General features: G+C 70.2%; 22 protein-coding genes and 5 tRNA genes. 7 read left to right on the plus strand and 20 right to left on the minus strand.

The genetic code is table 11. The annotated features are described in order from the left end of the window. The first annotated feature begins 257 nt into the window (after positions 1–257). Positions 258–443: a 50S ribosomal protein L28 gene (rpmB, locus tag ABZ079_RS25160; protein WP_003993230.1), complete on the plus strand. Its 186-nt coding sequence runs from the start codon at positions 258–260 to the stop codon at positions 441–443. A gap of 90 nt (positions 444–533) precedes the next feature. On the opposite strand, the gene thiD is transcribed toward rpmB, so the two are convergent. Further along, a complete protein-coding gene (gene thiD / locus ABZ079_RS25165) occupies positions 534–1,325 on the minus strand; it encodes a bifunctional hydroxymethylpyrimidine kinase/phosphomethylpyrimidine kinase (protein ID WP_356941703.1) in 792 nt (263 codons plus the stop codon). Next, a complete protein-coding gene (locus ABZ079_RS25170) occupies positions 1,322–2,287 on the minus strand; it encodes a thiamine-phosphate kinase (protein ID WP_067004870.1) in 966 nt (321 codons plus the stop codon). Before ABZ079_RS25170 ends, thiD begins: the two co-directional genes overlap by 4 nt. Positions 2,288–2,535: 248 nt before the next feature. Here ABZ079_RS25170 and ABZ079_RS25175 point away from each other — a divergent pair, with 248 nt between their 5' ends. After that, positions 2,536–2,769: an Lrp/AsnC ligand binding domain-containing protein gene (locus ABZ079_RS25175; protein ID WP_030040983.1), complete on the plus strand. Its 234-nt coding sequence runs from the start codon at positions 2,536–2,538 to the stop codon at positions 2,767–2,769. 20 nt (positions 2,770–2,789) lie between these two features. After that, positions 2,790–3,308: a DUF3515 domain-containing protein gene (locus tag ABZ079_RS25180; protein WP_356941704.1), complete on the plus strand. Its 519-nt coding sequence runs from the start codon at positions 2,790–2,792 to the stop codon at positions 3,306–3,308. A gap of 146 nt (positions 3,309–3,454) precedes the next feature. On the opposite strand, the gene ABZ079_RS25185 is transcribed toward ABZ079_RS25180, so the two are convergent. The 3 genes from ABZ079_RS25185 to ABZ079_RS25195 all read right to left on the minus strand — a co-directional run bounded on the left by ABZ079_RS25185 (position 3,455) and on the right by ABZ079_RS25195 (position 6,489). After that, on the minus strand, positions 3,455–4,612 hold the full coding sequence (locus tag ABZ079_RS25185; protein ID WP_356941705.1) for a D-alanine--D-alanine ligase family protein: 1,158 nt from the start codon (positions 4,610–4,612) through the stop codon (positions 3,455–3,457). Positions 4,613–4,693: 81 nt separating this feature from the next. Next, positions 4,694–5,704 carry an NAD(P)H-dependent glycerol-3-phosphate dehydrogenase gene (locus tag ABZ079_RS25190; protein ID WP_356941706.1) on the minus strand — a complete coding sequence of 337 codons (1,011 nt, stop codon included), beginning with the start codon at positions 5,702–5,704 and terminating at the stop codon, positions 4,694–4,696. Next, positions 5,701–6,489, minus strand: a complete 789-nt coding sequence (locus ABZ079_RS25195) for a lysophospholipid acyltransferase family protein (RefSeq protein ID WP_356941707.1) — start codon at positions 6,487–6,489, stop codon at positions 5,701–5,703. The genes ABZ079_RS25190 and ABZ079_RS25195 overlap by 4 nt, the downstream gene beginning before the upstream one ends. 153 nt (positions 6,490–6,642) lie before the next feature. On the opposite strand from ABZ079_RS25195, the gene cofC reads away from it, so the two are divergent. Together cofC and ABZ079_RS25205 are read left to right on the plus strand one after the other, a co-directional pair. Then, positions 6,643–7,281: a 2-phospho-L-lactate guanylyltransferase gene (cofC, locus tag ABZ079_RS25200; RefSeq protein WP_356941708.1), complete on the plus strand. Its 639-nt coding sequence runs from the start codon at positions 6,643–6,645 to the stop codon at positions 7,279–7,281. 257 nt (positions 7,282–7,538) lie between these two features. After that, positions 7,539–7,742: a hypothetical protein gene (locus ABZ079_RS25205; protein WP_356941709.1), complete on the plus strand. Its 204-nt coding sequence runs from the start codon at positions 7,539–7,541 to the stop codon at positions 7,740–7,742. Positions 7,743–7,813: 71 nt separating this feature from the next. Here ABZ079_RS25205 and ABZ079_RS25210 read toward each other — a convergent pair whose 3' ends face one another. The 4 genes from ABZ079_RS25210 to leuC form a co-directional block, all read right to left on the minus strand. Continuing rightward, positions 7,814–8,470: an HU family DNA-binding protein gene (locus ABZ079_RS25210; protein ID WP_356941710.1), complete on the minus strand. Its 657-nt coding sequence runs from the start codon at positions 8,468–8,470 to the stop codon at positions 7,814–7,816. A 135-nt stretch (positions 8,471–8,605) separates the two neighbouring features. Next, positions 8,606–8,836 carry a hypothetical protein gene (locus ABZ079_RS25215; RefSeq protein ID WP_356941711.1) on the minus strand — a complete coding sequence of 77 codons (231 nt, stop codon included), beginning with the start codon at positions 8,834–8,836 and terminating at the stop codon, positions 8,606–8,608. Between the two features lie 265 nt (positions 8,837–9,101). Continuing rightward, positions 9,102–9,695, minus strand: coding sequence for a 3-isopropylmalate dehydratase small subunit (gene leuD, locus ABZ079_RS25220; protein WP_356941712.1), 594 nt, complete (start codon positions 9,693–9,695; stop codon positions 9,102–9,104). 5 nt (positions 9,696–9,700) lie between these two features. Further along, the gene (gene leuC, locus ABZ079_RS25225) at positions 9,701–11,125 is read right to left on the minus strand and encodes a 3-isopropylmalate dehydratase large subunit (protein ID WP_356941713.1); all 1,425 of its coding nucleotides are present in this window, start codon (positions 11,123–11,125) and stop codon (positions 9,701–9,703) included. Between the two features lie 207 nt (positions 11,126–11,332). On the opposite strand from leuC, the gene ndgR reads away from it, so the two are divergent. After that, positions 11,333–12,049: an IclR family transcriptional regulator NdgR gene (ndgR, locus tag ABZ079_RS25230; RefSeq protein WP_145883474.1), complete on the plus strand. Its 717-nt coding sequence runs from the start codon at positions 11,333–11,335 to the stop codon at positions 12,047–12,049. Positions 12,050–12,198: 149 nt separating this feature from the next. Here ndgR and ABZ079_RS25235 read toward each other — a convergent pair whose 3' ends face one another. Further along, positions 12,199–12,711 carry a DUF4188 domain-containing protein gene (locus ABZ079_RS25235; RefSeq protein ID WP_356941714.1) on the minus strand — a complete coding sequence of 171 codons (513 nt, stop codon included), beginning with the start codon at positions 12,709–12,711 and terminating at the stop codon, positions 12,199–12,201. An 86-nt stretch (positions 12,712–12,797) separates the two neighbouring features. On the opposite strand from ABZ079_RS25235, the gene ABZ079_RS25240 reads away from it, so the two are divergent. Continuing rightward, a complete protein-coding gene (locus ABZ079_RS25240) occupies positions 12,798–13,442 on the plus strand; it encodes a MerR family transcriptional regulator (protein WP_356941715.1) in 645 nt (214 codons plus the stop codon). A gap of 72 nt (positions 13,443–13,514) precedes the next feature. Here ABZ079_RS25240 and ABZ079_RS25245 read toward each other — a convergent pair. The 10 genes from ABZ079_RS25245 to ABZ079_RS25290 all read right to left on the minus strand — a co-directional run bounded on the left by ABZ079_RS25245 (position 13,515) and on the right by ABZ079_RS25290 (position 18,843). Continuing rightward, a tRNA-Glu gene (locus tag ABZ079_RS25245) sits at positions 13,515–13,587 on the minus strand. 28 nt (positions 13,588–13,615) lie between these two features. Beyond that, a tRNA-Gln gene (locus tag ABZ079_RS25250) sits at positions 13,616–13,687 on the minus strand. 21 nt (positions 13,688–13,708) lie between these two features. Next, positions 13,709–13,781, minus strand: a tRNA-Glu gene (locus ABZ079_RS25255). Positions 13,782–13,810: 29 nt separating this feature from the next. Further along, positions 13,811–13,883: transfer RNA gene (locus ABZ079_RS25260), tRNA-Glu, on the minus strand. Between the two features lie 21 nt (positions 13,884–13,904). Beyond that, positions 13,905–13,976: transfer RNA gene (locus ABZ079_RS25265), tRNA-Gln, on the minus strand. 90 nt (positions 13,977–14,066) lie between these two features. Continuing rightward, entirely contained in the window at positions 14,067–14,798 is a 732-nt protein-coding gene (locus ABZ079_RS25270; protein ID WP_356941716.1) for an HAD family hydrolase, read from the minus strand. 53 nt (positions 14,799–14,851) lie between these two features. Continuing rightward, positions 14,852–15,535 (minus strand): DUF4241 domain-containing protein, encoded by a 684-nt coding sequence (locus ABZ079_RS25275; RefSeq protein ID WP_356941717.1) that lies wholly within the window; start codon positions 15,533–15,535, stop codon positions 14,852–14,854. Between the two features lie 137 nt (positions 15,536–15,672). Continuing rightward, entirely contained in the window at positions 15,673–17,157 is a 1,485-nt protein-coding gene (gene gltX / locus ABZ079_RS25280) for a glutamate--tRNA ligase (protein WP_356941718.1), read from the minus strand. Beyond that, the gene (locus ABZ079_RS25285; protein WP_356941719.1) at positions 17,150–17,935 is read right to left on the minus strand and encodes a fumarylacetoacetate hydrolase family protein; all 786 of its coding nucleotides are present in this window, start codon (positions 17,933–17,935) and stop codon (positions 17,150–17,152) included. The genes gltX and ABZ079_RS25285 overlap by 8 nt, the downstream gene beginning before the upstream one ends. A gap of 713 nt (positions 17,936–18,648) precedes the next feature. After that, positions 18,649–18,843 carry a hypothetical protein gene (locus ABZ079_RS25290; protein ID WP_356941720.1) on the minus strand — a complete coding sequence of 65 codons (195 nt, stop codon included), beginning with the start codon at positions 18,841–18,843 and terminating at the stop codon, positions 18,649–18,651. Positions 18,844–19,253 lie beyond the last annotated feature (410 nt).

The raw sequence follows: 19,253 nt of genomic DNA on the forward strand, positions 1-19,253 counted from the left end.
TGCGCCTCCCTGAGCTGGCTGGACGTGGGACGCAGCGTAGACCCCGAGCCGGTGTGCACCGGAAGAGGGCCGGGAGCGGGGCCTTGAGCTGCCATGGTAGTTTCGTTGCACGGACGCAGTCGTTGTATGCTGCTCCGGTTGCCCGATCCGATCGGGCCATTCCCCTGGCAGCGCCACTCAAGATCTCAGGTTTTAGGATCTCGATCCCGGCATGCCGGGATCAACCGTAAGTGCATCTGAAGTCTTTGGAGTGACCCGTGGCTGCCAACTGCGACGTCTGCGGCAAGGGGCCGGGCTTCGGCAACAACATCTCGCACTCGCACCGCCGTACGTCCCGCCGCTGGAACCCGAACATCCAGCGTGTGCGTACCGTGGTCGGCGGGACGCCGAAGCGCGTGAACGCTTGCACCTCGTGCATCAAGGCCGGCAAGGTCTCGCGCTGACGCTACAGCTGAGCGCGCGGCCACTGCCTGGTTCGCCGCAAAAAGCCGGTCCACCCTCGGGTGGACCGGCTTTTTGCCGTACCCGCGAGATCACTCGGGTGACCTGAACCGCCAGCCATGATCCACCGGCCCGATCCCCGCCCCCAGCGCGAACCCGGCCGCGATCGCCCCGGTGACGTACTCCTTGGCCTGTGTGACCGCCTTCGGCACGGACAGCCCCTTCGCCAGCCCCGACGCGATCGCGGAGGCCAGCGTGCAGCCCGTGCCGTGGGTGTGCCGGTTGTCGTGACGCGGGGCCCGCAGCCAGTGCTCCGCCGAGCCGTCGGTGAGCAGATCCACGGCATCCCCGGACAGATGGCCGCCCTTGATCAGCACCCAGCGCGGCCCGTACTCCAGCACGGCCGCCGCGGCCCGTCGCAGATCGTCCTCCGACTCGACCCGCACTCCGGTGAGTTGGATCACCTCGTCGAGGTTCGGGGTCGCCACGGTCGCCGCCGGGAGCAGCCTGGTGCGGACCGAGTCCAGTGCGGAGGCGGCGAGCAGCGGGTCGCCGTGCTTGGAGACGCCCACCGGGTCGACCACGGCGGGCGCGTCCGTGCCGGAGATCAACTCGGCGACCGCCTCGACCAGTTCGGCCGAGGCCAGCATGCCGGTCTTCACGGCCTGTACGCCGATGTCGTCCACGACGCTGCGGTACTGGGCCCGGACCGCCTCCACGGGCAGCTCCCAGGCGCCCTGCACACCCAGGGAGTTCTGCGCGGTCACCGCCGTGATCACGCTCATCCCGTGCACGCCGAGCGCCAGCATCGTCTTCAGGTCGGCCTGGACGCCCGCGCCGCCGCCGGAGTCCGAGCCCGCCACCGTGAGGACCCTGGGGATCATGACTCGATGTCCCCGAAGTGGTCCCAGCCGCCCTTGCTGGTCCAGGGCGCCCCGTCGACCGTCACCTGGGGCAGCGCGGAGGGGTTGAGGACCTCGCCGATGACCTTCCAGCGGGCCGGCAGCTTGGCGTCCGGCGGGAAGGTCGCCACGATCGCGTGGTCCTCTCCCCCGGTCAGCACCCACTGCAGCGGGTCCACGCCGACGGCCTGCCCGATGTCGTTCATCTGCGTCGGGATGTCGATGGCGCCGGAGCGGATGTCGATGCGGACCTTGCTGGCCTCGGCGATGTGTCCGAGGTCTGCGATCAGTCCGTCGCTCACGTCGCACATGGCGGTGGCGCCGAGCGCTGCGGCGGCCGGACCCGCGTGGTACGGCGGCTCCGGGCGCCGGTGGGCCTCCACGAAGGCACGCGGGGATCGGAAGCCCCGGGAGAGCACCGCGTAGCCGGCCGCGGACCAGCCCAGCCAGCCCGTGACGGCCACGAGGTCGCCGGGCTGGGCGCCGGCGCGGGTCACCGGCTCCTGGTTGCGCAGATCGCCGAGCGCGGTGATCGACACCATGATCGTGTCGCCGCGTACGACGTCACCGCCGACCACGGAGGCGCCTGCCACCTGGCACTCGTCCCGCAGGCCGTCCATCAGCTCGCTCGGCCAGGTGACCGGGAGTTCGGCCGGGACGACCAGCCCGAGCAGCAGCGCGGTCGGTACCGCGCCCATGGCGGCGATGTCCGCGAGGTTCTGTGCCGCCGCCTTGCGCCCGACGTCGTACGCCGTGGACCAGTCGCGGCGGAAGTGCCGCCCCTCCAGCAGGATGTCGGTGCTCGCCACCACCCGGCGGTCGGGCGCGGCGACCACCGCGGCGTCGTCGCCGGGGCCGACCCGGACCGCCGGAGTGGTGGTGAGACGGGAGGTGAGCTCCCTGATGAGCCCGAACTCCCCGAGCTCACCAACAGTGCCCTTCATTTCCCTTGGCTCCCCTTCTCTGCCGTGCCGTGCCCGGTCGCGCGTCATCAGTGTCCCCGATACCGTCGAGGTGACCGTCGCCGCGGTCGGGATGACCTTCGTCGCGGGCGAGGTGACCGTCAACTTCCGCCGTGCCTGCACCCTGGCGCGCAAGCCCGGTTCCCGCAGGTCTCCCCGCGGGGAGCGGCGACGCGATACCGTGGCGTTCCTTTTCCCCACATGATCCTCGTGGCCGCCCTGGAGGTTCCGTGGTACAGGCGTACATCCTGATCCAGACGGAGGTCGGCAAGGCGTCGACCGTCGCCGAGACGATCAACAAGATCCCTGGAGTGATCCAGGCCGAGGACGTGACGGGACCGTACGACGTCATCGTGCGCGCCCAGGCCGACACGGTCGACGATCTCGGCCGCATGGTGGTCGCCAAGGTCCAGCAGGTGGACGGCATCACCCGCACCCTGACCTGTCCGGTCGTGCATCTGTAGCCCCCGTCTACCCTTGGCCGGTGAACATCTTCCGTCACCGGCCCCTCGGTCTGCTCGCGCCCGCACTGCTCATCGCGGTCGCGGGCTGCTCCACGGCAGCCGACAGCGCCACGGTGGCGGTTCCCAGCCCCGACGCGAAGACGGCGAAGGTGTGCCGGGATCTGCACCGGATGCTGCCGCGGAAGCTCGACGGACGGAGCCGCAACGACCCCGGGCCCCGGTCCGCCTACACGGCGGGCTGGGGAAACCCGGCGATCATACTGCGCTGCGGTGTCGTACGGCCGCCGAAGATGATCGATCCCAAGGTGGCCGAGGGAGGCGACCCGGACGCGATCCCGGGCGGGGTGAACGGCGTCGACTGGCTGATGGAGAAGCAGGGCGACGGCACATGGCGGTTCACCACGGCCAACCGCGTGGCCTATGTGCAGGTGAGCCTGCCCGAGGGGATGTCCGCGCAAGCGGAGGGCACCTCGGTGCTCACGGGTCTCGCGTCCGCCGTCAGGAAGGCGATCCCCGAGGGAATCGCCTCCATGCGCTGACGGCGCGCTGCCGGCGGGGTCGGCGGGGTCGTCGGGGCAGCGCCTGAAAGGGCGCCTGGGGCGGTACGCGGCCTGCGGCTACCGCCGCGCGGGCGCGACCGGCCGCGATGGACCCGCAGGCGACGAACCGCCCTCCCGGCGATGCGCTAACGCAGCCCGGTCGAGCGGCGCAGCGCCGCCTGCACCAGCCGGTCGATCAGCTCCTCGTAGCTGACACCGGTGGCCTGCCACATCTGCGGGTACATCGAGATCGGCGTGAAACCGGGCATGGTGTTGATCTCGTTGATGACGAACTCGCCGTCCTCGGTGAGGAAGAAGTCCGCGCGGACCAGCCCCTCACAGGAGGCCGCCTCGAAGGCCTCGATCGCGAGCCGCCGCACCTCGGCGGTCTGCTCCTCGCCGAGCGGCGCCGGGACGATGCCGGGCGTGGAGTCGATGTACTTGGCCTCGAAGTCGTAGTACGCGTGCGCGTCCGGCGGCGGGATCTCGGCCGGGACGGAGGCGCGCGGGCCGTCCTCGAACTCCAGGACACCGCACTCGATCTCGCGGCCTCGCACGGCCGCCTCGATCAGGATCTTCGGGTCGTGCGACTGGGCCTCGGCGATCGCCTCGTCCAGGCCGGAGAGGTCGTCGACCTTGGTGATGCCGATGGACGAGCCCGCGCGCGCGGGCTTCACGAACAGCGGCCAGCCGTACTCGCCGGCGAAGTCGATGATCTTCTTACGGGCGGCGGACTCGTCCTGGGCCCACTCGCGGGGCCGGATCACCACGTACGGGCCGACCTTGAGCCCGAAGGAGGTGAAGATCCGCTTCATGTACTCCTTGTCCTGGCCGACGGCCGAGGCGAGCACGCCCGCACCCACGTACGGCACTCCGGACAGCTCCAGGAGGCCCTGGAGGGTGCCGTCCTCGCCGTAGGGGCCGTGGAGCACCGGGAAGACCACGTCGACCTCGCCGAGCGCCTTGGGCACGGAGCCGGGCTCGCTGTAGACGACCTCGCGGCTGCCGGGGTCGACGGAGAGCACCACGCCGCCCTCGACCGAGTCCGCCAGGTCCGCGACCTCGGGGGTGCGGCGGTCGGTGATCGCCATCCGCTCCGGTTCGTCGGCCGTCAGCACCCAACGGCCTTCCCGGGTGATGCCGATCGGCAGGACGTCGTACTTGGTCCGGTCGATGGCGCTCAGGACGGCGCCGGCGGTGACCGCGGAGATCCCGTGTTCGGAACTGCGTCCGCCGAACACGACGGCCACGCGCGGCTTGCGCGACGGCTGCTCAGGGCTCTGGGGGAGGTTCTCGGTGCTCATATCGCGTTGAGAGTACCCGGTGGTATTCCCCGAGTCAGCGCCCGCTTGGCCGCCGTGACTCCGCGTCCCTCCAACGGTCGCTCAGCGTCGTTCCGGCTTGGCGCTGCGCGACATCAGCTCCTTGAGAGCGACCACCGGCGGCTTGCCCTCGTGCACGATGTCCACGACCGTCTCGGTGATGGGCATCTCCACGCCGTGCCGGCGGGCGAGATCCGCCACCGACTCGCAGGACTTGACGCCCTCGGCGGTCTGCCTGGTGACCGCGATGGTCTCCTGCAGGGTCATGCCCTTGCCGAGGTTGGTGCCGAAGGTGTGGTTGCGGGACAGCGGCGAGGAGCAGGTGGCCACCAGGTCGCCCAGGCCCGCGAGTCCGGAGAAGGTCAGCGGGTCGGCGCCGAGCACGACACCGAGCCGCGCGGTCTCGGCGAGGCCTCGGGTGATGAGCGAGCCCTTGGCGTTGTCGCCGAGCCCCATGCCGTCCGCGATGCCGACGGCGAGCCCGATGACGTTCTTCACGGCACCGCCCAGCTCGCAGCCCACCACGTCGGTTTCCGTGTACGGCCGGAAGTACGGCGTGTGGCAGGCGCCCTGGAGGCGCTGCGCGACGGCCTCGTCGGTGCAGGCGACGACGGCCGCCGCGGGCATCCGGGCGGCGATCTCACGGGCCAGGTTGGGGCCGGTGACGACCGCGATCCGGTCGGCGCCGACCTTGGCGACGTCGTCGATCACCTCGCTCATCCGCATGGCGGAGCCGAGTTCGACGCCCTTCATCAGGGAGACGAGCACGGTGCCGGGCGCGAGCAGCGGGGTCCACTCGGCGAGATTGGCGCGCAGGGTCTGGGAGGGGATCGCGAGGACGGTGAAGTCCGCGTCCTCCAGCGCCTGGGCCGCGTCGGAGGTGGCGCGCAGGTTCTCCGGGAGTTCGACGCCGGGCAGGTAGTCAGGGTTGGTCCGCGTGGAGTTGACCGCCTCGGCCAGCTCGCGCCGGCGGGCCCACAGGGTCACCTCACAGCCCGCGTCGGCGAGGACCATGCCGAAGGCGGTGCCCCATGAGCCGGTGCCCATGACGGCCGCCCGGACAGGCTTGCTCACGTGCCGGTCTCCTGTTCCTTGCCGGTCTGCGCCTGGGCGCGTTCCCTGGTCTGCGCCTGGGTGCGGCGCCGCTGCTCGATCCGCTCCCGGCGCGGATCGTAGGGCCTCTCGGGCGCCTTCTCGCCGCGGATCTGCTCCAGCTGGCGGGTGATGGCCGCCATGATGACCTCGGTCGCCTCCTTCAGCACGTCCGGGGTCATCTCCCTGTCGTAGAAGCGCGAGAGGTCCACGGGCGGGCCCGCCAGCACACGGTGGGTCTTGCGCGGGAAGAGATGGGGCTTCTTGGCGTACGGCGGCAGCAGTTCGTTGGCGCCCCACTGGGCGACCGGAATCACCGGGCACTTGGTCTGCAGGGCCACGCGGGCGGCGCCGGTCTTCCCGGTCATGGGCCAGCCGTTCGGGTCGCGGGTGAGGGTGCCCTCGGGGTAGAAGGCGACGCACTCGCCGCGTTGCACGGCGTCGATCGCGGCCCGGAAGGCGCTGAGCGCGTCCGTGCTCTCGCGATAGACGGGGATCTGCCCGGTACCGCGCATGGCGGCGCCGACGAATCCCTTCTTGAAAAGTCCGCTCTTCGCGAGGAATCGCGGAACCCGTCCGGTGTTGTACTGATAATGCGCGTACGCGAAGGGGTCCACGTGGGAATTGTGGTTCACCACGGTGATAAATCCGCCCTCGGCCGGAATGTGCTCCATTCCACGCCAGTCCCGCTTGATCAGAATCACCAGTGGCGGTTTGCAGATCACCGCGGCGAAGCGGTACCAGAAGCCGATTCTGCGGCGGGGCACAAGGACACCTTCCTCTAGGGCTGCCACCCCGGCGGGGGCCGCACAAGTGTGGCCCCGGGCCGCCGGTCTGTCGAGAACACCGTACGCCCCGCCGCCCGTGCCGCCAGATGGCCCAGGCGACAATGGGCGGGACGAGAGAGGGGCGGTACGCCGGTGCAGTGGACCTTGGTCATCCCCCTGAAGCCCCTGACGCGGGCCAAGAGCAGGCTGGCGGACACCGCGGCGGACGGGGTGCGCCCGGGGCTCGCCCTCGCGTTCGCGCAGGACACGGTGGCCGCGGCGCTGGTCTGTACGGCGGTGGCGGATGTGGCGGTGGTCACGGACGACGAGCTGGCCGCCCGTGAGCTGGCGGCACTGGGCGCGCGGATCGTCCCGGACGCCCCGGCAAGGGGCCTGAACGCCGCTCTGGCGCACGGTGCGGCCGTCGTACGGGAAAAGCGCCCCGGTGCGCCGGTCGCGACCTTGAACGCCGATCTGCCGGCACTGCGGCCGCCGGAACTGGCGCGGGTGCTTCAGGCGGCCGCTGAATTCCCGCGGGCTTTTCTCGCGGATGCGGCGGCGCGGGGGACGACGCTGCTGGCAGCGGGCCCGGACCGGGAATTGCGTCCGGCGTTCGGCATTGATTCCCGTTCCCGGCATCGGGTCTCGGGGGCGGCCGAACTCGCTTTGGCGGGTGTGGATTCGGTACGACAGGACGTGGACACCGGTGAGGATCTGCGAGCGGCCCTGGCACTGGGCGTGGGACCGCGTACGGCGGCGGTGTCGGCGGGGTTGCTGATTCCCGGTTCCTGAGGCGGTTACCGACGCGCCCGGTGGGGCCGGGCGGGGGTCGGGTCGCTCGCCCGCGCCGGCGGGGTGCCGCTCCGCTGCGGGACGGGCGCCACCCCGGCGGCACGGGCACCCGCGGCTGCGCGGGCGCGCCATGCGGGTGCGGCGGCCGCACCCCGCCAGGGGCGCGGGGAACCGGGCGGCCGGCATCGACGGGGCCCGCGGTCGGCGGGCGGCCCGCAGCCCGACGGCCAGCCGCCGGAGGCACTACGCTGGCCGCCATGCAGGCGACCGCATACACCTACGACCCCGAGACCCGCAGCGGGCAGGTGCTGCTCGACGACGGAACCCCGGTGCCCTTCGACACCGCGGCGTTCGACGCGGGCGGGCTCCGGCTGCTGCGGCCCGGACAGCGCGTGCGGATCGAGACCGAGGGCGCCGGGAACGGCCTGCGGATCAGCCTCGTCACCCTTCAGACCCTGTAACCGCCCTTGCACACGCCGCGGGCCGGGCTCCCGAGGGGAGTCCGGCCCGGCGTGTGAGAGCCCTGGCGGCCTTACGACGTCGCCTTGCGGGCGGTGGTCTTCTTGGCAGTGGTCTTGCGAGCCGTCGACTTCTTGGCCGGGGCCTTCTTCGCGGTGACCTTCTTCGCCGGAGCCTTCTTCGCCGTGGTCTTCTTGGCGGTGGTCTTCGACGCGGCGGTCTTGGCGGTCGCCGTGGTCTTCTTGGCGGGCGCCGCCTTCTTCGCCGTGGTCTTCTTGGCGGTGGCGGTGGTCTTCTTGGCCGTCGCCTTCTTCGCCGTGGTCTTCTTCGCCGCACCCGCCGTCTTCTTGGCGGCGGCCTTCTTGCCGGCGGCCTTGGCGATGGTGGGCGGCGGGCCGGACAGGCTGCCCTTCGGCGCCTTCTTGACGGCGACCTCGCCGCCGCGCGGGAGCTTCTTCGAGCCGCTCACCAGGTCCTTGAAGCCCTGGCCCGCGCGGAAGCGCGGCACGGACGTCTTCTTGACCCGAACCCGCTCGCCCGTCTGGGGGTTGCGGGCGTAACGGGCGGGGCGGTCCACCTTCTCGAAGGACCCGAAGCCGGTGACCGAGACCCGCTCGCCCGCGACGACCGCGCGGACGATGGCGTCCAGGACATGATCGACAGCATCGGCGGCCTGCTGGCGGCCACCCATCTTGTCGGCAATCGCTTCTACGAGCTGCGCCTTGTTCACGTCTTCCCCTTCGGAGACATCGCCAGAACCAAAGTGTTCAAGCTTTTCGCACGTTAGGCAGATATATACCGCAAATCAAACACGAAACGGGCTTATCACCCTCGTGCCGCAACGGACTCGGTCGTCTCGGACGGTTCAGCGGTCCTCGTCGGGGATCCGACCCGCGTCGAGGTCCGCGGTGAACCGCTCGAGCCGCCTTGCCGCATCGGCGAGATCGTGCTTGGCCGCGGCCGTAATGACCAGCAGCTTCCGGGTCAGCGCCATCCGTACGCCCTCCGGGACTTGCAGTGCGCGCACCTTTGCGTGCGCTTCCTTCAGCTGGTTCGCGACCGCCGTATAGAGCTGGAGTTGGCCGTCGTGTCCCATGCACAGATTGTGCCATCTGGGGCGAGTTGTCGCCTGCGCAGGGTGTAACTGCCGCCGCAAATGGCTTTCCAGGCACTTGCGGAGGACGCAAACACAGCACTCGCATACCCGAGCAACAACCTTCGTAACGTGGGAAGTTGTGGGAGCCGCCAGCGATGGGCAGGGCCGTTCGGGTGCAGACATGGCTGTACCCCCAATCGTGGCGATCGGGGGTACAGAGGGGGTGTTGGGGTGGCCGAAACCCGACCCGCTCAGAGCGGGTGGATCAGACCTGCAGCGTCCGCGGCTTGTGCCCGGGCCGCTTGTCCTCGTAGGCGGCGATGTCGTCCGCGTTCCGGAGCGTGATGGAGATGTCGTCCAGGCCGTTCAGCAGCCGCCAGCGGGAGTTCTCGTCCAGCTCGAAGGAGGCGGTGATGCCCTCGGCACGCACCTCACGCGCCTCAAGGTCCACAGTGACCTCAGCAGTCGGGTCCTTCTCCGTGAGCTCCCACAGCGCGTCCACGATCTTCTGCTCCAGCACCACTGTGAGCAGGCCGTTCTTCAGCGAGTTACCGCGGAAGATGTCGGCGAAGCGGGAGGAGATCACCGTCTTGAAGCCGTAGTTCTGCAGCGCCCAGACGGCGTGCTCACGGGAGGATCCGGTGCCGAAGTCGGGGCCGGCCACCAGGACGGTCGCACCCTGCCGCTCGGGGCGGTTGAGCACGAACTCCGGGTCCTTGCGCCAGGCCTCGAACAGCCCGTCCTCGAAACCGTCCCGGGTGACCTTCTTGAGCCAGTGAGCAGGGATGATCTGGTCGGTGTCGACGTTGCCGCGGCGCAGCGGGACGGCCCGGCCGGTGTGGGTGGTGAAGGCTTCCATGGTTCTCAGACTCCAGCGGGCGCGGGGACGTCGGTCAGGTCGGCCGGGGAGGCCAGGTGGCCCAGGACGGCGGTGGCGGCCGCGACCTGCGGCGACACCAGGTGCGTACGACCGCCCTTGCCCTGCCGGCCCTCGAAGTTGCGGTTGGAGGTGGACGCGGAGCGCTCGCCCGGGGCCAGCTGGTCGGGGTTCATCCCGAGGCACATCGAGCAGCCCGCGTGCCGCCATTCGGCGCCGGCCTCCTTGAAGACCACGTCCAGGCCCTCGGAGACGGCCTGCAGACCGACCCGCGCGGAGCCAGGGACGACCAGCATCCGTACGCCGTCGGCGACTTTGCGGCTCCGGAGGATGTCGGCGGCGGCGCGCAGGTCCTCGATGCGGCCGTTGGTGCAGGAGCCTACGAAGACGGTGTCCACCTTGATGGAGCGCAGCGACTGGCCGGCCTCCAACCCCATGTATTCCAGGGCCTTTTCGGCGGCCAGGCGCTCCGAAGCGTCTTCGTACGAAGCCGGGTCGGGGACGGACGCCGAAAGCGGCGCGCCCTGGCCGGGGTTGGTGCCCCAGGTGACGAACGGCGACAGCTCGTCGGCGTTGATGACGACCTCGGCGTCGAAGACGGCGTCCTCGTCCGTCTTCAGGGTCTCCCAGTACGCGACGGCCGCGTCCCAGTCGGCGCCCTCGGGGGCGTGCGGGCGGCCCTTGAGGTAGGCGAAGGTGGTCTCGTCCGGCGCGATCATGCCCGCGCGGGCGCCGGCCTCGATCGACATGTTGCAGATGGTCATCCGCGCCTCCATCGAGAGCTTCTCGATGGCCGAGCCGCGGTACTCCAGGATGTAGCCCTGGCCGCCGCCCGTACCGATCTTGGCGATGATCGCCAGGATCAGGTCCTTCGCGGTGACCCCCTCGGGCAGCTCGCCCTCGACGGTGATGGCCATGGTCTTGGGACGGGCCAGCGGCAGCGTCTGGGTGGCCAGCACATGCTCGACCTGGGAGGTGCCGATGCCGAACGCCAGCGCGCCGAAGGCACCGTGCGTGGAGGTGTGCGAGTCGCCGCAGACGACCGTCGTGCCGGGCTGGGTCAGACCCAGCTGCGGGCCGACGACGTGCACGACGCCCTGCTCGACGTCGCCCAGCGGGTGCAGGCGCACCCCGAACTCGGCGCAGTTCTTGCGCAGCGTCTCCAGCTGGGCGCGGGAGACCGGATCGGCGATGGGCTTGTCGATGTCGAGGGTGGGGGTGTTGTGGTCCTCGGTCGCGATGGTGAGGTCGAGGCGGCGCACCTGACGGCCGTTCTTGCGCAGCCCGTCGAAGGCCTGCGGGCTGGTCACCTCGTGCAGCAGGTGCAGATCGATGTAGAGGAGGTCGGGCTCGCCCTCGGCGCGCCGGACGACATGGTCGTCCCAGACCTTCTCCGCGAGTGTCCTACCCATCGCTTTCCCTCCGGCCGGCAAACGTCCACCGGCCCAACTAGAGATCTTGAGGAAGCGGTGGCTGCCCTTTTCGGGCCCCCTGAAGTGGTGATTCCGGGCGCCCACCGCCAGGCCCGTTGGTCTGCGGGCCGCTGTGTGATTCCAGGGTGGCGCGTTCCACGGAAAATTGAACTTGCGTTTCACAGAGTGAGACGCAAGTATCGTTGCATGGACAACAGTAGCGGCGTCGGCGTTCTGGACAAGGCGGCCCTCGTCCTGAGCGCTCTGGAGTCCGGTCCGGCCACCCTCGCGGGTCTGGTCGGGGCCACCGGACTGGCACGACCAACGGCCCACCGCCTGGCCGTGGCCTTGGAACACCACCGCATGGTGGCACGCGACATGCAGGGCCGGTTCATCCTCGGACCGCGCCTCGCGGAGCTTGCGGCGGCGGCGGGCGAGGACCGCCTGCTCGCGACGGCGGGCCCCGTGCTCACGCACCTGCGCGATGTCACCGGCGAGAGCGCACAGCTCTACCGGCGCCAGGGTGACATGCGGATCTGTGTGGCCGCGGCGGAGCGCCTGTCCGGCCTGCGGGACACCGTCCCGGTCGGCTCCACGCTCACGATGAAGGCCGGCTCCTCGGCGCAGATCCTGATGGCCTGGGAGGAGCCCGAGCGGCTGCACCGCGGTTTGCAGGGGGCCCGCTTCACGGCGACGGCCCTGTCCGGTGTCCGGCGGCGCGGCTGGGCCCAGTCCATCGGCGAGCGCGAGCCGGGTGTCGCGTCCGTCTCGGCGCCCGTACGCGGCCCTTCCAACCGCGTGGTGGCCGCCGTGTCCGTCTCCGGCCCCATCGAGCGCCTGACGCGCCACCCGGGCCGTATGCACGCCCAGGCGGTCATCGACGCGGCGGGCCGCCTGTCGGAGGCCCTGCGCCGCTCGGGCTGAGCGCCGCGAACCCCGCCCTGCGAAGAGCCGGCCTCAACGCCGCGGCAGACTCTCCCCCAGGGCGGGGCGGACAATCCCGAGGGGGCGCGGGAACCGCGGCCCGCCACGACGGACCCGCGCCCGCCCCTCCAGCAGGACTCCCCCGGCGACTAGGCGCGCACATCACCGCCCGACCGGTGAGCGAACCGGTCCTTCGCGTACCGCCCTCGCTTCTCCAGGGGCACCTGCCCGTGCGCGGCCGCCAGTCCGAACGCCGGCATGTCGCCGTAGATCGCCTCGTAGGACCCCTCCGGCACCACGTACGTCTCGTGCCAGATACCCACGTGCCCGCGCACCTTCCCGGCCCGCTCCTTGCGGTTGACCAGCGCCCAGACCCGGTGATGGAAGGCGTCCGGCGCGGTCGCGTACGCGTACAGCTTCTCCTTGGACTCCCAGTACTGGACGACGTAGTACGTCCGCGGCGAGGCCGTCAGCAGAATGCGCCCCAGCAGCCCCCGGCGCCTGTCGCGAGCAAGCTCCCCCAGCATGCGGAACATCGACAGCATGACCGGAAGCCACTGGTGGACCGCCCAGAAGTGGTTCACGCGCATACCGATAAGGAGGACCACCACATCGCCCTCCGCCGCCGCGGTGGTGCGGCCCGGAACGGGTTTTGCGAACATCACGACCCCCTGGCTCGATCGGATAGCAGCACTATCCATCTGTTCGGTGTTTGGATAGTTGCAGTTCCCAAGGAGGGGCGCAAGAGATGCGGCTTGCCGAGTTGAGCGGACGCAGCGGTGTGTCCACCGCGACGATCAAGTACTACCTGCGCGAAGGCCTGTTGGCCCCGGGCCGCCAGGTCAACGCGACGACCGCGGAGTACGACGAGGACCACCTGCGCCGGCTCCGCCTGGTGCGCTCGATGATCCAGGTCGGCCGGCTGCCCGTGGCGACCGTCCGGGAGGTCCTGAGGCACGTCGACGACGACTCGCTGGGCCGCACGATCCGGCTGGGCGCGGCGCTGTGGGCCCTGCCGCAGGTGCCGGAGCCGGACGAGGACGACGACCACGTCCGGGCCGCGCACCGCGAGGTGGACGAGCTGCTGGACAGGCTGGGCTGGTCGAACGCCAAACTGCTCCTCACCATCTCCCCCGCGTACCGCTCCCTGGTGGTGGCGGTGGCCGCGATGCGTCGGCTCGGTTACGACTGGGACCCAGAACTGCTCGTGGCGTATGCGGAGTTGATGCACCAGGCGGCCATCCTGGACCTGAACTTCGTGGAGACGCGTCCGTCGGAGGCGGAGAAGGTGGAGACCGCGGTACTCGGGGCCGTCCTCGTGGAGCCCATGCTGCAGGCTCTGCACCGGCTGGCGCAGGAGGAGGAGTCGGCACGGCGCTACGGCTTCGAGTGAGCCCCCACAGCCCCGGGACGACCCGGGACACACCGAAGGCCCCCCACCGAAGTGGAGGGCCTTACCTGTGCGTACCCCCGACCGGATTCGAACCGGCGCTACCGCCTTGAGAGGGCGGCGTGCTAGGCCGCTACACAACGGGGGCCTGGACGCTGCGTTTCCGCAGGTCCGAGCTGGTCTACCTGGACTCGAACCAAGACTAACTGAACCAGAATCAGTCGTGCTGCCAATTACACCATAGACCAATGATGGTTTAGACCAGTCAGTACCCCCGACCGGATTCGAACCGGCGCTACCGCCTTGAGAGGGCGGCGTGCTAGGCCGCTACACAACGGGGGCCCTAGCGATCCCGACAGGGTCAGGATCAGTACCCCCGACCGGATTCGAACCGGCGCTACTGCCTTGAGAGGGCAGCGTGCTAGGCCGCTACACAACGGGGGCTTTGCAGATAAGCTCTGCGAGCTGGCCTACCTGGACTCGAACCAAGACTAACTGAACCAGAATCAGTCGTGCTGCCAATTACACCATAGGCCACTGGAACTCAAGCCCCTGCGGGGATCTCGTTCTAGCTTGCTCCGTGGGTCTCCGGCCTTCCGGCCCGCTCCCCTCGGCGCAGGAAGAACATTACCCGAAGGTGGACGGGGCTCCAAAACGGCTATCCGCGCGGACGAGCGCCGGAAGTTCGGCGAGGGTCGAGATCCGGTGCGCGACAACCTCTCCGACGGCCCGTGCGTAGGCCGCGCCGCGGTCGATCCACACGGACAGCAGCCCGGCCTCGGCGGCGCCCCGCCCGTCGATCTCGGGGTGGTCGCCGACGTACGCCACCTCGTGCGGGGGCAGGTCCAGCGCCTCGCAGGCCGCGAGGAAGGCGCGGGCCGCCGGCTTGGAGACGCCCAGCTCGGCGGCGCACAGCACGGACTCGAAGCGGTCGAGCACGCCGAGGGCGCGCAGCTTGTGTTCCTGGACGATGATGCTGGAGTTGGACAGCACCGCGTGGCGGTGGCTGGCGGCGAGGGCCTCCAGGGCGGGCAGGACGTCCGGGAAGGGCCTCCAGGCGGCCTCGTAGTGACCGACGTAACGCCGGAACCAGGCGTCCGCCTCCCCGTCGGACAGCTCCTTGCCGAGGAACACCCGGACTCGGTCCCGCCGCTGGTCCTGGAACGTGCTCTCACCCGCCGCGTACCGGGCCCACTGCTGCTCGGTGATCTCCCGCCACCGGACCAGTGCCTCCTCGGCGCTGCCATAGCCGGCGAGCAGGCCCTCGGCCGCGAGGTGGGCACGCATGCCCGCCCGGTCCGCGGCCGTGTAGTCGAAGAGGGTGTCGTCCACGTCCCAGACCACGGCTCTGATCGTCATGACACCGACGGTACCGCCGGACCGGCCTGGGGTCCGGGGAGCCGGGTCGCTCGTCAGACCGGGTCCGCGGGGGCCTCGGACGGGTCCGGCGCCACGAAGAAGTCCGTCACGAAGCAGGTGACCTCGCCCGCCGCCGAGCGGCCTGTCCAGGTGGGATAGCAGCCGTCGCCCCAGCCCGAGGTGAACGCGGCCAGGCTGTGGCCGGTGGCAGGTGACGTGACCAGATGCGGCCCGACCGACCAGTCGCTGCCCTCGAACGCGTCCCACAGCGGCCCCTCGTCCTCCCGGGCCTCCGGGAACGCCTTCTCGGCCGAGGCGTCGTAGAAGCAGCCCGTGCCGGCGTCGACGCCGTACCCGAAGAACTCGTCGCCTTTGAGTCCGGCGGGGTCCTGGCCGGGGAGCAGGGCCAACTCCCAGGTCGTGGTCGGTTCGTCGCGAATGACGAGGCGGGCCGCGGCCACGCGCAGGTGGGGGCGGTCGGACGGGGGCTCGTCGGGCCGGGTGAGGGTCGCGACCGCCGCTTCGACGCGATAACGGCCGGGCGCGACGGCGACCGTGAAGGGCTCCACGTCCCCGGTTCCGAGGTGGACGAACGGGTCGCAGGCGACGACCCGGCCGGTGGGGAGGTCCAGCTCGCCGCCGCCGGCCAGACGGATCACCCCTGTGGTCCCGGACTCGTAGGTGAACGTGCTGCCCGGGGTGAACAGCCAGGTGTAGTCACGAGGGCTCATCGGCATGACGGCGCCTTCCTTGATCTTGCGTGCTGGGTGAGCCGAGACGACTGAGTGAGCCGACACACTGGTGCGGCTCACTGACAGGCATGCCTGAGGGGCGGCAGCCGGTGCGGCCGCCGCCCCTCGGGAAGCGTGGGCGATTACGCCGTCAGCCTGGCCAGCGCCGCGTCGATGCGCGCCAGCGTCTTCTCCCTGCCCAGGACTTCCAGGGACTCGAAGAGGGGCAGGCCGACCGTGCGGCCGGTGACGGCGACGCGGACCGGGGCCTGGGCCTTGCCGAGCTTGAGGCCGTGGGCCTCGCCGGCGGCCAGGACGGCCTCCTTCAGGGACTCGGCCGAGGTCCAGTCGGCGGACTCCAGCTTCTCGCGGGCCGTGCGCAGCAGGCCGTCGCTTCCCTCCTTCATCGCCTTCTGCCAGCTCGCCTCGTCGGACACCGGCTCCGGCAGGAACAGGAAGTCGACGTTGTCGGTGATCTCGGAGAGGACCTTCACGCGGGTCTGGGCGTGCGGGGCGATCGCCTGCCACTTGGCCTCGTCGAAGTCCTCCGGCGCCCAGGGGGCGAACGGGGCCTTCAGCCAGGCGCGGCAGCGTTCGGTGAACTCCTTCACATCCAGCATGCGGATGTGGTCGGCGTTGATCGCCTCGCACTTCTTCAGGTCGAAGCGCGCCGGGTTGGGGTTCACGTCGGCGATGTCGAAGGCCGCGACCATCTCGTCGATCGTGAAGACGTCCTTGTCCGCCGAGAGCGACCAGCCCAGCAGGGACAGGTAGTTGAGCAGGCCCTCGGGCAGGAAGCCGCGCTCGCGGTAGAGGTTGAGGGAGGACTGCGGGTCGCGCTTGGAGAGCTTCTTGTTGCCCTCGCCCATCACATACGGCAGGTGGCCGAAGGCCGGGGTCCGCTTGGCGATGCCCAGCTCGATCAGCGCCTTGTACAGGGCGATCTGGCGCGGGGTGGAGGAGAGCAGGTCCTCACCGCGCAGGACGTGGGTGATCTCCATCAGGGCGTCGTCGACCGGGTTGACGAGCGTGTACAGCGGGGCGCCGTTGGCGCGGACGATGCCGTAGTCCGGGACGTTCTCCGGCGTGAACGTCAGCTCGCCGCGGACCAGGTCCGTGAAGGTGATCGTCTCGTCGGGCATGCGGAAGCGGACGATCGGGGTGCGGCCCTGGGCCTTGTACTCCTCGACCTGCTCGGCGGTCAGGTCGCGGCAGTGGCCGTCGTAGCCGGAGGGCCTGCCGGCCGCTCGGGCGGCCTCGCGGCGGGTGTCCAGCTCCTCCTGGGAGCAGTAGCAGTGATAGGCGTGGCCGCCGTCGAGGAGCTTCTGCGCGACGTCGGCGTAGATGTCCATGCGCTGCGACTGGCGGTACGGCGCGTGCGGGCCGCCGGCCTCGGGGCCCTCGTCCCAGTCGAAGCCGAGCCAGCGCATGGCGTCGAGCAGCTGGTTGTACGACTCCTCCGAGTCGCGGGCCGCGTCGGTGTCCTCGATGCGGAAGACCAGGGTGCCCTCGTGGTGCCGGGCGAACGCCCAGTTGAACAGGGCGGTGCGGACCAGGCCCACATGGGGGTTACCGGTGGGCGAGGGGCAGAAACGGACGCGTACGGGGGAGCCGGGTGCGCTAGCCACGCTTGACAACCTTGTTGGTGAGAGTGCCGATGCCTTCGATGGTGACGGCGACCTCGTCGCCGACGTTCAGGGGGCCGACCCCCGCGGGGGTGCCGGTGAGGATGACGTCGCCGGGGAGCAGGGTCATGGCCTCGGAGATGTTGACGACCAGGTCCTCGATGGAGTGGATCATCTCGCTCGTGCGGCCCAGCTGGCGCTGTTCGCCGTTGACGGTGAGCTGGACGGTCAGGTCGTTCGCGCGGTCGAGGCCGAGGTCGGTCTCCACCCAGGGGCCGAGCGGGCAGGAGGTGTCGAAGCCCTTGGCCCGGGCCCACTGCTTCTCGCGCTTCTGCACGTCGCGGGCGGTGACGTCGTTGGCGCAGGTGTATCCGAAGATCACGTCCTTGACGCGCTCGCGCGGGACCTCGCGGCACATGCGGCCGATGACGACGGCCAGCTCGGCCTCGTGGTGCAGCTCCCGGGAGAACGGGGGGTACTGGATCTCGTCGCCGGGGCCGATCACCGAGGTGGAGGGCTTGAAGAAGGCGAACGGGGCGTCTGGCACCTCGTTGCCCAGCTCGCGCGCGTGCTCGGAATAGTTGCGGCCGAACGCCACGACCTTGTTCGGGAGGACCGGCGGGAGCAGCCTGACCTTGTTCAGCGGCACCTTCGTCCCGGACAGCTCGTAGTCCGCGAACGGGATGCCCTTGATGATGTCGAGGACGAGTTCGTCCTGCTTGTCGCCCTCGACCGCGCCGAAGGCTACGTTCCCGTCGATGGAGAACCTGGCGATGCGCACGGGATCCGCGCCCCTCACTGAGAACCGGCGTACTGACGCCCCAGGTTAACCGGTCGGGCCGCCCGGCGTTCGGCCGGTACGGCCGCCGGTCAGGTGTTTTCCGGCAGCCGGAACCGGCGTAGCGGAGTTTCGGATCTCGGAGGTTCGCAGGCGTTCCCTGACCGGAATGTCTGTCGATCCGGCCGGGACCCGACCCCGAGGACCGCCCCCGGATCCCGCTCGCCCTCCCGTCGGGCTGCGCCACCGAGGGACCGGCCCGCGCCCGCCCCGCCTTCCGGCTCGGCGACTCCGCATATGCGGTCGTACGCATGAGGCGTTTCGGTATCTCCTACCGACCGGTGGGGAATCACCGGTACGGGGAATTCAGTGCGGCCGATGCGGCACGCGAGGGATACGGCCTGCCGACGCGGCCGCCCGAGAAGGAACCGGAACTCGGCACGGGCGAGCGCACCGCGCTGTACGGAAAGCGCGGCCTCGCACATACGGGAAAGCGCGGGAAACCGGAGTAGCGGGGCAGGCCGGCAGGACGACGGCTGCCCGGGCTCGGCCGTCGGACAGGTCAGGACCGCGCGCCGGATTCAGCGGGAGATGATCACCCCGCACCTCAGGGGAAAAGGGGAGCGCGGCCCGGAAGGATCGTCGCTGACGCGTCTCCCCGGCCGCGCCCGCCGGGTCTCACCACCCGTCGCGTCGGCGGCGTACCGCCCGGTCGGCTACTCGCCGGCCGCGGCCGCCGCGCCGACCGGAACGTCCATCAGGACGGTGCGCCTGGGGTTGGCCGTCTGAGCGGGGAGGTCGGCGGAGTGCTCCGGCAGCTCCGGCGTCTGCAGGTCGCCGGCGTCATCGAGGTGCGCCAGGGTCGTGCGTCGCGGGTTGGCTATCGTGCGGAACATCATCGTCGTCTTCACCGTTGTCGTCCTGTGCCCTCTGGTCGAGTGGGTTGGCAGAGTCGCCCGTCCTGTAAAGCGTCAGGCTAAACATCCGATTCCCCGGTGAAGACGCCAACGGCCCACGTCGAGCGTGTGAGTTTGCTCACGAACCCACGGGCAAAACGGTCAATTCAGGCCCCCAATTAGCCCCACCGAAACGGACATTGGAGCCCTGAAGCCATCATTCCGCTCCTGATCATGGCGACTGGGACACGTGCCATCGAGGAGCGACTCGAAGGGATACGTCCGGTTCGACCCGAATCGACTTCCACGGCAGGTAATACACCGACCACAGCCTGTCACGGAGGTCACAGCTCGGCTCACGGCCTTGTTGGAGATCCGGCACTGTGCTGGAATTCCACGGACCGCCGCAGGATCGAGCCGGCGCA

Origin of the sequence: Streptomyces sp. NPDC006314, assembly GCF_040613075.1 — a bacterium.
Lineage (GTDB): Bacteria > Actinomycetota > Actinomycetes > Streptomycetales > Streptomycetaceae > Streptomyces.

Coding starts and splice junctions, on each gene's coding strand:
- thiD (WP_356941703.1), bottom strand. CDS start 1,325: ATGATCCCCAGGGTCCTCACGGTGGCGGGCTCGGACTCCGGCGGCGGC.
- ABZ079_RS25170 (WP_067004870.1), bottom strand. CDS start 2,287: ATGAAGGGCACTGTTGGTGAGCTCGGGGAGTTCGGGCTCATCAGGGAG.
- ABZ079_RS25185 (WP_356941705.1), bottom strand. CDS start 4,612: ATGAGCACCGAGAACCTCCCCCAGAGCCCTGAGCAGCCGTCGCGCAAG.
- ABZ079_RS25205 (WP_356941709.1), top strand. CDS start 7,539: ATGCAGGCGACCGCATACACCTACGACCCCGAGACCCGCAGCGGGCAG.
- ABZ079_RS25215 (WP_356941711.1), bottom strand. CDS start 8,836: ATGGGACACGACGGCCAACTCCAGCTCTATACGGCGGTCGCGAACCAG.
- leuD (WP_356941712.1), bottom strand. CDS start 9,695: ATGGAAGCCTTCACCACCCACACCGGCCGGGCCGTCCCGCTGCGCCGC.
- leuC (WP_356941713.1), bottom strand. CDS start 11,125: ATGGGTAGGACACTCGCGGAGAAGGTCTGGGACGACCATGTCGTCCGG.
- ndgR (WP_145883474.1), top strand. CDS start 11,333: ATGGACAACAGTAGCGGCGTCGGCGTTCTGGACAAGGCGGCCCTCGTC.
- ABZ079_RS25235 (WP_356941714.1), bottom strand. CDS start 12,711: ATGTTCGCAAAACCCGTTCCGGGCCGCACCACCGCGGCGGCGGAGGGC.
- ABZ079_RS25240 (WP_356941715.1), top strand. CDS start 12,798: ATGCGGCTTGCCGAGTTGAGCGGACGCAGCGGTGTGTCCACCGCGACG.
- ABZ079_RS25270 (WP_356941716.1), bottom strand. CDS start 14,798: ATGACGATCAGAGCCGTGGTCTGGGACGTGGACGACACCCTCTTCGAC.
- ABZ079_RS25275 (WP_356941717.1), bottom strand. CDS start 15,535: ATGCCGATGAGCCCTCGTGACTACACCTGGCTGTTCACCCCGGGCAGC.